At 59.1% G+C, this 11,876-nt stretch carries 13 protein-coding genes; 5 read left to right on the forward strand and 8 right to left on the reverse strand.

Annotated features, from left to right (window positions below; all coding sequences use genetic code 11):
• Positions 1 to 176 precede the first annotated feature (176 nt).
• Positions 177 to 491, reverse strand: coding sequence for a quaternary ammonium compound efflux SMR transporter SugE (gene sugE, locus ACB030_RS17040; RefSeq protein ID WP_043132113.1), 315 nt, complete (start codon positions 489 to 491; stop codon positions 177 to 179).
• A 329-nt stretch (positions 492 to 820) separates the two neighbouring features.
• Between sugE and asd the strand changes: the two genes are divergently transcribed.
• The gene (gene asd, locus ACB030_RS17045) at positions 821 to 1,933 is read left to right on the forward strand and encodes an aspartate-semialdehyde dehydrogenase (protein WP_371161438.1); all 1,113 of its coding nucleotides are present in this window, start codon (positions 821 to 823) and stop codon (positions 1,931 to 1,933) included.
• A 126-nt stretch (positions 1,934 to 2,059) separates the two neighbouring features.
• Here asd and cspD read toward each other — a convergent pair whose 3' ends face one another.
• Positions 2,060 to 2,278 carry a cold shock-like protein CspD gene (cspD, locus tag ACB030_RS17050; protein ID WP_005300025.1) on the reverse strand — a complete coding sequence of 73 codons (219 nt, stop codon included), beginning with the start codon at positions 2,276 to 2,278 and terminating at the stop codon, positions 2,060 to 2,062.
• Between the two features lie 228 nt (positions 2,279 to 2,506).
• Between cspD and clpS the strand changes: the two genes are divergently transcribed.
• Together clpS and clpA are read left to right on the forward strand one after the other, a co-directional pair.
• Positions 2,507 to 2,824 carry an ATP-dependent Clp protease adapter ClpS gene (gene clpS, locus ACB030_RS17055; RefSeq protein WP_005325410.1) on the forward strand — a complete coding sequence of 106 codons (318 nt, stop codon included), beginning with the start codon at positions 2,507 to 2,509 and terminating at the stop codon, positions 2,822 to 2,824.
• A gap of 60 nt (positions 2,825 to 2,884) precedes the next feature.
• Entirely contained in the window at positions 2,885 to 5,137 is a 2,253-nt protein-coding gene (gene clpA / locus ACB030_RS17060) for an ATP-dependent Clp protease ATP-binding subunit ClpA (protein ID WP_106886978.1), read from the forward strand.
• A 69-nt stretch (positions 5,138 to 5,206) separates the two neighbouring features.
• On the opposite strand, the gene infA is transcribed toward clpA, so the two are convergent.
• The 3 genes from infA to aat all read right to left on the reverse strand — a co-directional run bounded on the left by infA (position 5,207) and on the right by aat (position 6,914).
• Entirely contained in the window at positions 5,207 to 5,425 is a 219-nt protein-coding gene (gene infA, locus ACB030_RS17065; RefSeq protein ID WP_005300033.1) for a translation initiation factor IF-1, read from the reverse strand.
• Positions 5,426 to 5,493: 68 nt separating this feature from the next.
• Positions 5,494 to 6,210 (reverse strand): arginyltransferase, encoded by a 717-nt coding sequence (locus ACB030_RS17070; RefSeq protein ID WP_139435447.1) that lies wholly within the window; start codon positions 6,208 to 6,210, stop codon positions 5,494 to 5,496.
• Positions 6,207 to 6,914, reverse strand: a complete 708-nt coding sequence (aat, locus tag ACB030_RS17075; protein WP_371161441.1) for a leucyl/phenylalanyl-tRNA--protein transferase — start codon at positions 6,912 to 6,914, stop codon at positions 6,207 to 6,209. The genes ACB030_RS17070 and aat overlap by 4 nt, the downstream gene beginning before the upstream one ends.
• A gap of 17 nt (positions 6,915 to 6,931) precedes the next feature.
• On the opposite strand from aat, the gene ACB030_RS17080 reads away from it, so the two are divergent.
• Positions 6,932 to 7,402 (forward strand): glycine zipper 2TM domain-containing protein, encoded by a 471-nt coding sequence (locus tag ACB030_RS17080; RefSeq protein WP_005325399.1) that lies wholly within the window; start codon positions 6,932 to 6,934, stop codon positions 7,400 to 7,402.
• A 102-nt stretch (positions 7,403 to 7,504) separates the two neighbouring features.
• Here ACB030_RS17080 and ACB030_RS17085 read toward each other — a convergent pair whose 3' ends face one another.
• The 3 genes from ACB030_RS17085 to ald all read right to left on the reverse strand — a co-directional run bounded on the left by ACB030_RS17085 (position 7,505) and on the right by ald (position 11,053).
• The gene (locus tag ACB030_RS17085) at positions 7,505 to 8,746 is read right to left on the reverse strand and encodes a diguanylate cyclase (protein WP_319913750.1); all 1,242 of its coding nucleotides are present in this window, start codon (positions 8,744 to 8,746) and stop codon (positions 7,505 to 7,507) included.
• Between the two features lie 56 nt (positions 8,747 to 8,802).
• Positions 8,803 to 9,753 (reverse strand): thioredoxin-disulfide reductase, encoded by a 951-nt coding sequence (gene trxB, locus ACB030_RS17090; RefSeq protein ID WP_025326760.1) that lies wholly within the window; start codon positions 9,751 to 9,753, stop codon positions 8,803 to 8,805.
• A gap of 184 nt (positions 9,754 to 9,937) precedes the next feature.
• Positions 9,938 to 11,053, reverse strand: a complete 1,116-nt coding sequence (gene ald / locus ACB030_RS17095) for an alanine dehydrogenase (RefSeq protein ID WP_205641603.1) — start codon at positions 11,051 to 11,053, stop codon at positions 9,938 to 9,940.
• Positions 11,054 to 11,203: 150 nt separating this feature from the next.
• Here ald and lrp point away from each other — a divergent pair, with 150 nt between their 5' ends.
• Positions 11,204 to 11,695 carry a leucine-responsive transcriptional regulator Lrp gene (gene lrp / locus ACB030_RS17100; RefSeq protein ID WP_005300047.1) on the forward strand — a complete coding sequence of 164 codons (492 nt, stop codon included), beginning with the start codon at positions 11,204 to 11,206 and terminating at the stop codon, positions 11,693 to 11,695.
• Positions 11,696 to 11,876 lie beyond the last annotated feature (181 nt).

Consider the following 11,876-nt stretch of genomic DNA (forward strand, 5'->3'; position numbering starts at 1 on the left):
AAGGGCATGTTAGAACCAGAGGGAGAGTGATGAAAGGTTCAGATCACGCAATGGGAGATAAGTTCAAAAAAATCCCCAAGCGATGCTTGGGGATTTTTGTATAAGAGACAGACCCTGGGTGGCCATTTTTTATACGCGCTACCGGGGCGTCGTGGAACTACGCCTCCATCTCGTTATCAGCCGATCAACTTGAGCCCCAGAATACCGCCGATGATCAGCAGCAGGCAAAGCACCCGGGCCAGGGTGGCCGGCTCGTTGAACAGCCAGATCCCCATCAACACTGTGCCGACCGCGCCTATGCCGGTCCAGACCGCGTAGGCGGTGCCAAGGGGCAGTTGCTTGACCGCCATGGCGAGCAACAGCACGCTCACCCCCATGGCAGATAGGGTCAGCAGGGTGGGGAGGGGACGGCTGAAACCGTCGGTGTACTTGAGGCCGATGGCCCAGGCGACCTCGAACAGGCCGGCCAGTAGCAGGAGTAACCAGGGCATATGAGTATTCCACGCGGGGCAGGGTCGTCCCTGCGAGTCAAGAAGGCCTTGGGGTCGTCCCCAGGGGGCAGTGGTTGCCAGTCGGGCATCATGATGCCTGACCGATGTGGAGTCCGCCAGGCGCGGTAGCCCGGAACCCATGGTTATTGCGGCAAACGACACAGAATATTGCGCAATTCGACTTGCGCCCGTCGCCACAATCCGTAATGTGGACAGACGCATTAATTACACATCATGCTTGTGGCCAATTTGTGAACGGGCCCGTGTCCGGCAAGGGATCACGGCATATGAGACTTCATTTTTACAGCAGCTATCCAGGGTAGGACATTATGAAAAAAGTAGGTTTGGTCGGTTGGCGTGGCATGGTGGGTTCGGTACTGATGAGCCGGATGCAGGAAGAGAAGGATTTTGCCCGCATTCAACCCACCTTCTTCACCACCTCCCAGGCCGGTGAGGCCGCCCCCAATTTCGGCGTCGATGCCGGCACCCTGCAGGACGCCTTCGATATCGAGGCGCTGGCCGCGCAGGAGATCATCATCACGGCTCAGGGTGGCGACTACACCAAGGATGTCTACCCCCGTCTGCTGGCCTCCGGCTGGCAGGGTTACTGGATTGATGCTGCCTCCTCCCTGCGGATGGAAAAAGACGCCGTCATCATCCTGGATCCGGTCAACGGCGACGTGATCGACGAGGCGCTGGACAGGGGGATCAAGACCTTCGTGGGCGGCAACTGCACCGTTAGCCTGATGCTGCTGGCCCTGGGTGGCCTGTTCAAGGCCGATCTGGTGGAGTGGGTGAGCGTGGCCACCTATCAGGCCGCATCGGGCGGTGGCGCGCGCCACATGCGCGAGCTGGTCACCCAGATGGGGCTGCTGCGCGACGAAGTGGCGGTAGAGCTGGCGGATCCCGCCTCTGCCATCCTCGACATCGAGCGCAAGATCACCGAGAAGACCCGCTCCGGCACCCTGCCGGTGGACAACTTCGGCGTGCCGCTGGCCGGTGGCCTCATCCCCTGGATCGATACCAAGCTCGACAACGGTCAGAGCCGCGAAGAGTGGAAGGGCCAAGCCGAGACCAACAAGATCCTCGGTATTGAAGACGCCGCCATTCCGGTGGATGGTCTCTGCGTGCGGATCGGCGCCCTGCGCTGCCACAGCCAGGCGTTCACCATCAAGCTGAAGAAGGATGTGCCGCTCCCCGAAATCGAGGCCCTGCTGGCTGCTCACAACGACTGGGTCAAGGTGATCCCGAACGATCGCGACATCACCGCCCGCGAGCTGACCCCGGCCGCCGTCACCGGCACCCTCAGCATCCCGGTCGGCCGTCTGCGCAAGCTCAACATGGGCCCGGAATACCTGGCGGCCTTCACCGTGGGTGACCAGCTGCTGTGGGGCGCCGCCGAGCCGCTGCGCCGCATGCTCAACATCCTGCTGGCGCGCTGACAGGGATAGCTCGCTTGAGCACACAATAAGGAAGGCCTGGCCTTTCTTATTGTGCCGACACACCGAGCGACATAAAAAAACGGCATCCTTACGGGATGCCGTTTTTCGATTTATCCAGTTTGACTCTTACATGTTCTGTGCTTCGTTTGGCACGATGACAGAGGCGTGATTTCCTTTCGGCCCCTGCTGCAGTTCAAAGTTGACTGCCTGACCCGCTTTGAGGGTCTTGTAACCTTCCATTTGAATCGTGGAGTAGTGAGCGAAGATGTCTTCACCACCGCCTTCCGGACAGATAAACCCAAATCCTTTTGCGTTGTTGAACCACTTGACTGTTCCGGTTGCCATACATCTACATCCTTTTATTGATTACCCTGAAGTCGTTGAGTAACCTGCGCCAGCCTTATATAACTAGAGCATCACCCCGTAGCAGACGGGCGCCGATTAGCAAGTAACCAATCTAGTCCAACTTTTAAGCGAGTCAAGAAGTTGTTAACAACCGATGTGATCTGGTTAACAAGTCTATTGACAATCTTGAGCGAGACGGTAGTAATCTAGAGGTACCAAAGCGCAACTATGAGCAAGCAGAAAGAACTCTTTGCTAATGAAGAGATTGCAGAAGCAGAGAAAACGAAGCTGCAACCGCCACCCATGTACAAGGTCGTCTTGAACAACGATGACTACACACCGATGGAGTTCGTGGTGGAGGTGCTGCAGAGGTTCTTTGGTATGGATCTGGAGAAGGCCACTCAGGTCATGCTGAGCGTGCATTATAGTGGTAAGGGAGTCTGCGGCACTTTTACCGCCGAGATTGCCGAGACCAAAGTGGTCCAGGTCAACACCTATTCACGTAACAACGAACATCCACTGCTATGTACCATGGAAAAGGCTTGAATCTGATGACTTGATGGCGATAACGACACCGCATTGTTGCTGTACTGAGGGGAGGTGCCTATGTTGAACAAAGATCTAGAAAAGACGCTGAACGAGGCTTTCAAACTGGCCCGTGACGAGCGCCACGAATTCATGACCGTCGAGCACCTGTTGTTAGCCCTGCTGGATAACAGCTCAGCCCATGAGGCGCTGAGTTCGTGTGGTGCGGATGTGGAGCAGATGCGCAAGGAAATTCGCGCATTCATCAATCAAACGACCCCGCTCATCCCCCGCGATGACGAAGACAGAGAAACCCAACCGACCCTTGGCTTCCAGCGCGTGCTGCAACGTGCCGTGTTCCATGTCCAGTCGTCGGGCAATACCGAGGTGAGCGGTGCCAACGTGCTGGTCGCCATCTTCAGCGAGCAGGAGTCCCAGGCCGCTTACTTCCTGAAGAAAGCCGAGATAAGCCGGCTGGATGTGGTGAACTTCCTCTCCCACGGGGTGCGCAAAGACAGCAAGCCCGAGAGTGGCGGCAACAATGCCGAGTCTGATGATGAGGTCTCCTCCGCCCAGATCGAGAGCTTTGCCACCAACCTCAACCAGCTGGTGCTGGAGGGGCGCATCGACCCGCTGATCGGTCGCGATCAGGAGCTGAGTCGCACCATCCAGGTGCTCTGCCGTCGCCGCAAGAATAATCCCTTGCTGGTGGGGGAAGCCGGTGTGGGCAAGACGGCCATCGCAGAGGGGCTCGCCTATCGCATCGTCAAGGGTGACGTGCCCGAGGTGATAGCAAACAGCACTATATATTCTCTGGACATGGGCTCCCTGCTGGCAGGCACCAAGTACCGCGGTGACTTCGAGAAGCGCCTCAAGGTGCTGCTCAAGCAGATCGAGCGTCAGGAAGGGGCCATCCTCTTCATCGACGAGATCCACACCATCATTGGGGCGGGCGCAGCCTCCGGCGGCCAGCTGGATGCGGCCAACCTCATCAAGCCGCTGCTCTCCAATGGCCTGCTGCGCTGCGTGGGATCCACCACCTATCAGGAATACTCCCAGATTTTTGAAAAAGATCGGGCTCTGGCGCGCCGCTTCCAGAAGATCGACATCGTCGAGCCGAGCATAGATGACACAACCCGAATCCTGATGGGGCTCAAGAGCCGCTATGAGGCGCACCATGGCGTGCGTTACACCGTCAAGGCCATCCGTGCCGCGGTCGAGCTCTCCGCCAAGTACATCAATGACCGCCACCTGCCGGACAAGGCCATCGACGTGATCGACGAGGCGGGGGCGGGGCAGCGTTTGTTGCCGGTCAGCAAGCGTAAAAAAGTGATCAATGTGCCGGAGATCGAGGCCATAGTCGCGAAGATTGCCCGCATCCCGGAGAAATCAGTCTCCTCTTCCGACAAGGAGGTGCTGAAGAACCTGGAGCGCAATCTCAAGATGGTGGTGTTCGGCCAGGACAAGGCCATTACCGTATTGACCGATGCCATCCGGCTGTCACGCTCCGGTCTTGGCAACGAGCGTCGCCCTGTGGGCTGCTTCCTGTTTGCCGGCCCGACCGGTGTGGGCAAGACCGAAGTCACCCAGCAGCTCGGCAAGGCGCTCGGGGTCGAGGTGCTTCGCTTTGACATGTCCGAGTACATGGAGCGCCATACCGTTTCCCGGCTGATTGGGGCACCTCCCGGTTATGTGGGCTTCGAGCAGGGCGGCTTGCTGACCGACTCGGTGCTCAAGCATCCCCATTCGGTGGTGCTGCTGGACGAGATCGAGAAGGCACACCCGGATGTCTTCAACTTGTTGCTGCAAGTGATGGACAACGGCACCCTGACGGACAACAACGGACGCAAGGCCGATTTTCGCAACGTGATCCTGGTGATGACCACCAACGCGGGCGTGCAGGAGACCCAGCGCAAGTCCATTGGCTTCCAGCAGCAGGACATGAGCCACGACGCCATGGCGGTGATCAACAAGACCTTCAGTCCGGAGTTCCGCAACCGGCTCGATCACACCATCTGGTTCAACCATCTGGACATGACGGTGATCCATCAGGTCGTCGACAAGTTCATCGTCGAGCTGCAGGTACAGCTGGATGCCAAAGGGGTGTCACTGGAGGTATCTGAAGAGGCGCGCCACTGGTTGGCCGAGAAGGGTTATGATCGGGCAATGGGTGCAAGACCCATGGGACGGGTCATTCAGGAGCACCTCAAGAAACCGCTGGCCAATGAGATCCTGTTCGGCTCACTGGTCGATGGCGGAGTGGTGAGAGTGGAGCTGGTGAATAACAGCCTCAGCTTTGACTTCCAGGTCAATGTTGAAGCTGTCTCTCACTAAAGGTGATTGAGGCCAGAAACGACAAAAAACCCCAGCCGAGAGGCTGGGGTTTTTTGCTGAATTCCTGGCTTAGCGAGAGCGGAAAACAATACGTCCCTTGGAGAGATCGTACGGAGTCAGAGCCACCGTTACTTTGTCCCCAGTCAGGATACGGATGTAGTTTTTGCGCATCTTGCCGGAAATATGAGCGATAACCACGTGACCATTTTCCAGTTCCACACGGAACATGGTATTGGGCAAGGTTTCGAGAATGGTACCCTGCATCTCAATACTGTCTTCTTTAGCCATTGAATCCTCTTGATAAGCCACAACAAAAAACCGCTGGATCATGCCGGATTTAAGGCTATGTGTAAAGTTTACTCGGGCTTGGTGTCGATATTTTTCCATTCTCCCTGCACCAGCAGCTCGTGGGGCAGGTATTGGCGTTTGTAATTCATCTTGCGGCACGCCTCCACCAGATAGCCAAGATACAGCCAGCTGCGACCCGTGCGCCTGGCTAGTTCCAACTGGCTCAGAATGGCAAAGGTGCCCAGCGAGCGGTCGGCATAGTCCGGATCGAAGAAGGTATACATGGCGCTCATGGAGTGGGGGAGCAGGTCCGTGGTGGCCACCCCGATGAGGCGTCCCTCCTTGCGTATCTCCATGTAGAGCGGTGGCATCCAGTCGCAGTGCAGGAATCCCTTGTACTGGGTCCGGCTCGGCGGGTACATGCTGCCATCGTGGTGGCGCTCGCGGATGTAGCGCTCATAGAGCTGGTAATACTCGGGTTTGTCGTCGTAACTCAGCACCAGCTCGAGATCCCGGTTCAGCTGACGAACGCGTTTCTGGCTACGGTTCGGCACGAAACGCTCGCTGTGGATGCGCAGTGACTGGCAGGCGCTGCAGGCCGGGCAATGGGGGCGGTAGATGTCGTTGCCACTGCGTCTGAATCCCGCTGTCAGCAGTCGCTCGTAACCGGCCGCATTGAGCAGCTCATGATCCATCAGTACCAGCAACTGCTCCTGCTCATGGCCAAGGTAGCTGCACGGGTGTCTGGGGGTCAGGCCTACCTTGAGGATCACTTCTTCTGTCATAGGCTGATTCTCCTCTGCTGCCAGCAACAGTCCTGCAGTGGTTGCCTGATCAGGCTCGCCAATGTGGTCAGAAACCGGCTTCTTGGCCACTCCTGGACTCCCAGGGTGGCCAGGAAGTCGTTCTGCATCTGGCAGTCGATGAGGGCCCCCCCATGGCGTGAAAAGTGACGACAGAGCGCCACCATGGCCAGTTTGGCGCCGTTATCGATGCGGCTGAACATGGATTCCCCGCAGAAGAGGCGGCCAAGGGAGAGGCCATAGAGCCCCGCCTGCAACTTACCATCCTGCCAGATCTCGACGGAGTGGGCATGGCCCAGGCGGTGCAACTGCCGATAGGCGTCGATCATGGGGGCGCTTATCCAGGTGCCGCTGGCGCTGCGACGGGGGGCGGCGCAGGCCGCTATCACCTCATCGAAGGCACTATCGATGGTAATGTCGAAGGGGGTGCGGCGCAGACACTTCTGCAGGCTGCGCCCTATGTGTAGTTCATCGGGCACTATCACCCCCCTGGGATCCGGCGACCACCACAGCAGCGGCTGGTGTGGCTCATTCCACGGAAAGATCCCGCTGTGATAAGCTGCCAGCAATCGAGCAGGAGAGAGATCTCCCCCAATCGCCAGCAGGCCGTTGGGCTCTTCCAGCGCATGGCTGGGGGAGGGAAACCAGCACAGCTCATCATCCAGTTCGGTGAGATAGCGAGACATAAGACAGAGGTTCACAGATGAAGGCCATTATCCTGATAGTATCCAGCTTGCTCGGCTTTGTCACGGCGCCCGCCTGGGCTGCACCCTATGAGCGCAACACGGCGCGCCCCGTGGATCAGGTGGTGTTTGGCCAGGTGGACACGGTGCGCAACATCACCCAGCGCCAGGTGTTGGAGTCCGAGCATACCGGCTGGAAAACCCTGGGGGGCGCCGTGCTGGGGGGGCTGCTTGGCAACCAGTTTGGCGGCGGTCATGGGCGGGAGATAGCCACCGCCGTGGGGGCATTGGCGGGAGCGGCCGCGGTGCAGCACTATCAGTCTGGTGGCAGCGTGGTGGAGAACAAGCTGGTGGAACTCTTGATCCGCAATGAGCAGGACGGGCTTATTAACGTGATCCAGGATTACGATCCGGCCATGGTGTTTGCGAGCGGAGACAAGGTGCGCATCCTCTATTTCAGCGATGGGGTGCGGGTCGACAAGACCTATTGAGGAAACCCGTGGGCGGCAGGGATGGCGTGAGGAGAAGGAATAACCCGGCGGCCGCAAAGGGCGCCGGGCGGTACTACACGGAGCGTCTCACTCGAGACGTGCTCAGGCGTCCTGGGAGACTATCTTGTCACGACCCGTGTTCTTTGCCTGATACAGCTGGCGATCTGCCTCGCAGAGCGCCTCGTCCATGGAGAGCCGCCCGACATTGATGACGCCAAAGCTGGCGCGCACAAACAGCGGCACTTCCCGTGACAGCGGCTGCTGACGCAGCTGTTGCCGCAACCCTTCCAGCCGCTTGAGCAGCACGGGCACCGGGCAATGGGGCACCATCAGGGCAAACTCCTCGCCGCCGAAGCGGGCTATCATGGCATCCGGGAAGAACTGGGTGAGCAGCCGGGTCAGGTGGCAGAGCAGCTCATCGCCGATGGCGTGCCCCCAGTGATCGTTGACCTGCTTGAAATGATCCACATCGAGCACGCACAGGGCGAGCTGCGCCTGCTGACGCTGATGCTCCTCGAACCACTTCTGCCCCTCGTTGAACCAGTAGCGCCGGTTGTAGAGCCCGGTCAGGTAGTCGCGATTGGCCGACTCCTGGATGCTGTTGAACTGCTCAAGGGCCTCCAGATTGTGGCTGACCCGGCACTGCAGCTCCTCGGGCTCGAACGGCTGGTTGAGAAAATCGTTCGCCCCCTGCTTGAGGTAGCGGGCAGAGAGGCCGTGCTTGTCCGACACCGAGATGCCGATGATGGCGAGCTGCTGCTTGCTGTAGCGCTCCCGCAGCATCCGCACCAGGCTGATGCCGTCTATCTCCGGCATATAGTAATCCACCAGCATCAGACGAATGGCAGGGTATTGTTCGAGCAGGGCCAGGGCATCCCGGGCGCAGGTTGCCTCGTGCACCAGCAGCAGCTGCTTGCGCAATTGGGCAGCGGTGCGATGACGGGAGGTGCGCGAATCATCGACCACCAGCACCTCAATGGCCTGGTTGAGGTAGAGGCGGTGCACCAGGCTGACGGCGTATTGCAGGGAGTGGCGTGAATCCTTCATCACGTAATCCAGCACTCCGGCCTCCAGCCAGGCTTCCCGTTTCTCCTCGCTGATGTCGGCGGTGAGGATCACCACGGGCAACCCTCGCGCCAGCAGCACGTTGACGGCTTCTCCGCTCGGGGCATCCGGCAGGGTGAGATCCACCAGGGCGACCACGTACTCTTCGCCCTGGCAGTCACGGGCACCCTCCAGGGTATCGAACGCATCTATCTCCAGCCCGGTTTGTTGCGCAATGGCCTGGGTCAACATGCGGCGCACCGTCAGGCTGTCCTCCACAATCAAAATTTTCCGTTTCATCCGGCTCCTTAAAAGAAAAGGGCATGCCACTTGGCATGCCCTTTATATCCTTGTGCTTATTGTGCGTCCAGATATCGCTCGGCATCCAGCGCCGCCATGCAGCCGGTACCGGCTGAGGTGATCGCCTGACGGTAAACGTGGTCGGCCACGTCGCCGGCGGCAAACACACCCGGGATGCTGGTCTGGGTCGCGAACCCTTCCAGGCCGCCCCGCACCTTGAGGTAGCCGTTTTCCATCGCCAGCTGGCCTTCGAAGATCTGGGTGTTGGGCTGGTGACCGATGGCGATGAAGACCCCCATCAGCGGCAGCTCGGAGGTGGTGTCGTCCCGGGTGCTGCGCAGGCGAACGCCGGTCACGCCCATGTTGTCACCCAGCACCTCGTCCAGGGTCTGGTGAGTGTGCAGCACTATGTTGCCGCTCTCGACCTTGTCATTGAGGCGCTTGATCAGGATCTTCTCGGCGCGGAACTCGTCGCGGCGGTGGATCAGGTGCACCTTCTTGGCGATGTTGGCCAGATAGAGCGCCTCTTCCACGGCGGTGTTGCCGCCGCCGACCACGGCCACTTCCTGGTTGCGATAGAAGAAGCCGTCACAGGTGGCACAGGCGGAGACGCCACGGCCCTTGAAGGACTCCTCGGAAGGCAGTCCCAGATACTTGGCGGAGGCGCCGGTGGCAATGATCAGCGCGTCGCAGCTGTATTCACCGTTGTCACCCTTGAGGCGGAAGGGGCGCTGGGTCAGCTCCACTTCATTGATGTGATCAAACAGGATGCGGGTATCGAATTTTTCCGCATGCTCTTTCATGCGCTCCATCAGGGCCGGGCCGGTCAGCCCTTCCGCGTCCCCTGGCCAGTTTTCCACCTCTGTGGTGGTGGTCAGCTGACCACCTTGCTGCATGCCGGTGATGAGCAGGGGATTGAGGTTGGCGCGGGCGGCGTAGACGGCGGCGGTATAACCCGCCGGGCCGGAGCCCAGGATCAGCAGTTTGCTATGAGTGACTTGGCTCATGATGTGATTTCCGAGACGTGATGAGTTTGCGCGATTGTAGGTAATTCGTGATCCGGGGTCAAAGGCCAGGGCATCGATTGTGGCAATCGCCAAAGAGAGGAAAGGATGGCTGGATTTGAGCCATAAAAAAACCGCCCATCGCGGGCGGATTTTCACTCATCGACGCTCCCTGGCGGGGGCGGGATCAGTTCAGCAGGGTCAGGGGATCCGTGTAGGCCAGGTTGTGCGCCACGGCGACCTCCTTGCAGGTGATCTTGCCCGCCATCACGTTCAGGCCGTGTAGCAGGTGGGGATCGCCGAGCAGTGCACCGCGATAGCCCTGTTCCGCCAGCTTGATGATGAAGGGCAGGGTGGCGTTGTTGAGGGCCACGGTGGAAGTGCGGGCCACGGCGCCAGGCATGTTGGCCACGCAGTAGTGCACCACCTCGTCGACGATGAAGGTGGGATCCTCGTGGGTGGTGGCGTGAGAAGTCTCGACGCAGCCGCCCTGATCGATGGCCACGTCCACGATGGCGGAGCCCGGCTTCATGCGCGCAATGTGGTCACGGCTGACAAGTTTTGGCGCAGTGGCGCCCGGCACCAGCACGCCGCCGATGACCAGATCCGCCGCCAGCAGGTGGCGCTCCAGGGTCTCGCGATTGGAGTAGACCACCTTGGCCGCCCCCTGGAACTCGCTGTCGAGACGGCGCAGGGTGTCGATGTTGTTGTCGAGTATGGTCACGTCGGCACGCAGGCCGATGGCCATGCGGGCCGCGTTGGAACCCACCACACCGCCGCCGATGATCACCACCTTGGCTGGTTCGACTCCGGGCACGCCGCCGAGCAGCACGCCGCTACCGCCGCGGGACTTCTCCAGCGCCTGGGCACCGGCCTGAATAGACATGCGTCCGGCCACTTCCGACATGGGGGCCAGCAGGGGCAGGCCGCCACGGCCATCGGTGACAGTCTCGTAGGCGATGCAGACGGCGCCGCTATCGACCAGCTCCCGGGTCTGGGCCAGGTCTGGCGCCAGGTGCAGGTAGGTAAAGAGGGTCTGGCCCGGGCGCAGCATGGCGCGTTCGACCGCCTGGGGCTCCTTGACCTTGACGATCATCTCCGCCTTGGCGAAAACGTCTGCCGCGGAGGCCAGAATTTCGGCTCCGGCAGCCAGATAATCTGCGTCACTGAAGCCAATGCCATTTCCTGCGCCGCTTTGGACGAAAACGGTATGGTTTCGTGCTGTCAGTTCACGTACACTGGCCGGAACCATGCCTACGCGATATTCATGGTTTTTTATTTCCTTAGGTACACCGATAATCATGCTATCCCTCGTCTATCGATTGGTGGTTTATGTTGCCAAGATGTTAAGCGACATTTGCGCCTAGTATATTCAGGTATTGACAGGATTTGTGACCATTATTATAAAATGACTGGTGATTCTTACCAAAAAATAGCCAAAGGATGGAATTAAATGATGGAAGCTAAGAGTCGGCTAAAGGATTTGGACAGGATTGACCGCAACATTCTGAATGAACTGCAAAAGGATGGCAGGATTTCGAACGTTGAGTTGTCCAAACGAGTTGGCCTGAGTCCCACACCGTGTCTGGAACGGGTTCGTCGCCTCGAGCGTCAAGGCTATATCGAAGGATATGCCGCTATTCTGAACCCTCATTATCTGGATGCGTCTCTGCTGGTGTTCGTGGAAATTACCCTCAATCGTGGCGCCCCCGACGTGTTCGAACAGTTCAACAAGGCTGTTCAGGTGCTCGAAGAGATCCAGGAGTGCCATCTGGTGTCCGGTGATTTCGACTATCTGCTCAAGACCCGCGTCAGCGACATGTCGGCCTATCGCCGCCTGCTGGGGGAAACCCTGCTGCGTCTGCCCGGCGTCAATGACACCCGTACCTATGTGGTGATGGAAGAGGTCAAGCAGAGCAGCCGTCTGGTGATCAGCACCCGATAAGCGGGATTGTGCTGTGACTTGCATGCACCACGACGAGTCACGATAGTCAGAAACGAGCGGCCGGTCCGCTCGTTTCTTCTTATTACTGTATTCATGGCCCCGCCCTCAGGCACTGGCTGACAATCGGTGGGCTTTTCAGGGATACTAGGCCCCCTATCCCCGCATTACATGTTTTCAGAAA

The organism is Aeromonas sp. S16(2024) (assembly GCF_041403065.1).
Lineage (GTDB): Bacteria > Pseudomonadota > Gammaproteobacteria > Enterobacterales > Aeromonadaceae > Aeromonas.

Bases quoted from the DNA above. Each gene is read 5' to 3' on its own strand.
- sugE (WP_043132113.1), bottom strand. From the start codon at position 491: ATGCCCTGGTTACTCCTGCTACTGGCCGGCCTGTTCGAGGTCGCCTGG.
- asd (WP_371161438.1), top strand. From the start codon at position 821: ATGAAAAAAGTAGGTTTGGTCGGTTGGCGTGGCATGGTGGGTTCGGTA.
- cspD (WP_005300025.1), bottom strand. From the start codon at position 2,278: ATGGCAACCGGAACAGTCAAGTGGTTCAACAACGCAAAAGGATTTGGG.
- clpS (WP_005325410.1), top strand. From the start codon at position 2,507: ATGAGCAAGCAGAAAGAACTCTTTGCTAATGAAGAGATTGCAGAAGCA.
- clpA (WP_106886978.1), top strand. From the start codon at position 2,885: ATGTTGAACAAAGATCTAGAAAAGACGCTGAACGAGGCTTTCAAACTG.
- infA (WP_005300033.1), bottom strand. From the start codon at position 5,425: ATGGCTAAAGAAGACAGTATTGAGATGCAGGGTACCATTCTCGAAACC.
- ACB030_RS17070 (WP_139435447.1), bottom strand. From the start codon at position 6,210: ATGACAGAAGAAGTGATCCTCAAGGTAGGCCTGACCCCCAGACACCCG.
- aat (WP_371161441.1), bottom strand. From the start codon at position 6,914: ATGTCTCGCTATCTCACCGAACTGGATGATGAGCTGTGCTGGTTTCCC.
- ACB030_RS17080 (WP_005325399.1), top strand. From the start codon at position 6,932: ATGAAGGCCATTATCCTGATAGTATCCAGCTTGCTCGGCTTTGTCACG.
- ACB030_RS17085 (WP_319913750.1), bottom strand. From the start codon at position 8,746: ATGAAACGGAAAATTTTGATTGTGGAGGACAGCCTGACGGTGCGCCGC.
- trxB (WP_025326760.1), bottom strand. From the start codon at position 9,753: ATGAGCCAAGTCACTCATAGCAAACTGCTGATCCTGGGCTCCGGCCCG.
- ald (WP_205641603.1), bottom strand. From the start codon at position 11,053: ATGATTATCGGTGTACCTAAGGAAATAAAAAACCATGAATATCGCGTA.
- lrp (WP_005300047.1), top strand. From the start codon at position 11,204: ATGATGGAAGCTAAGAGTCGGCTAAAGGATTTGGACAGGATTGACCGC.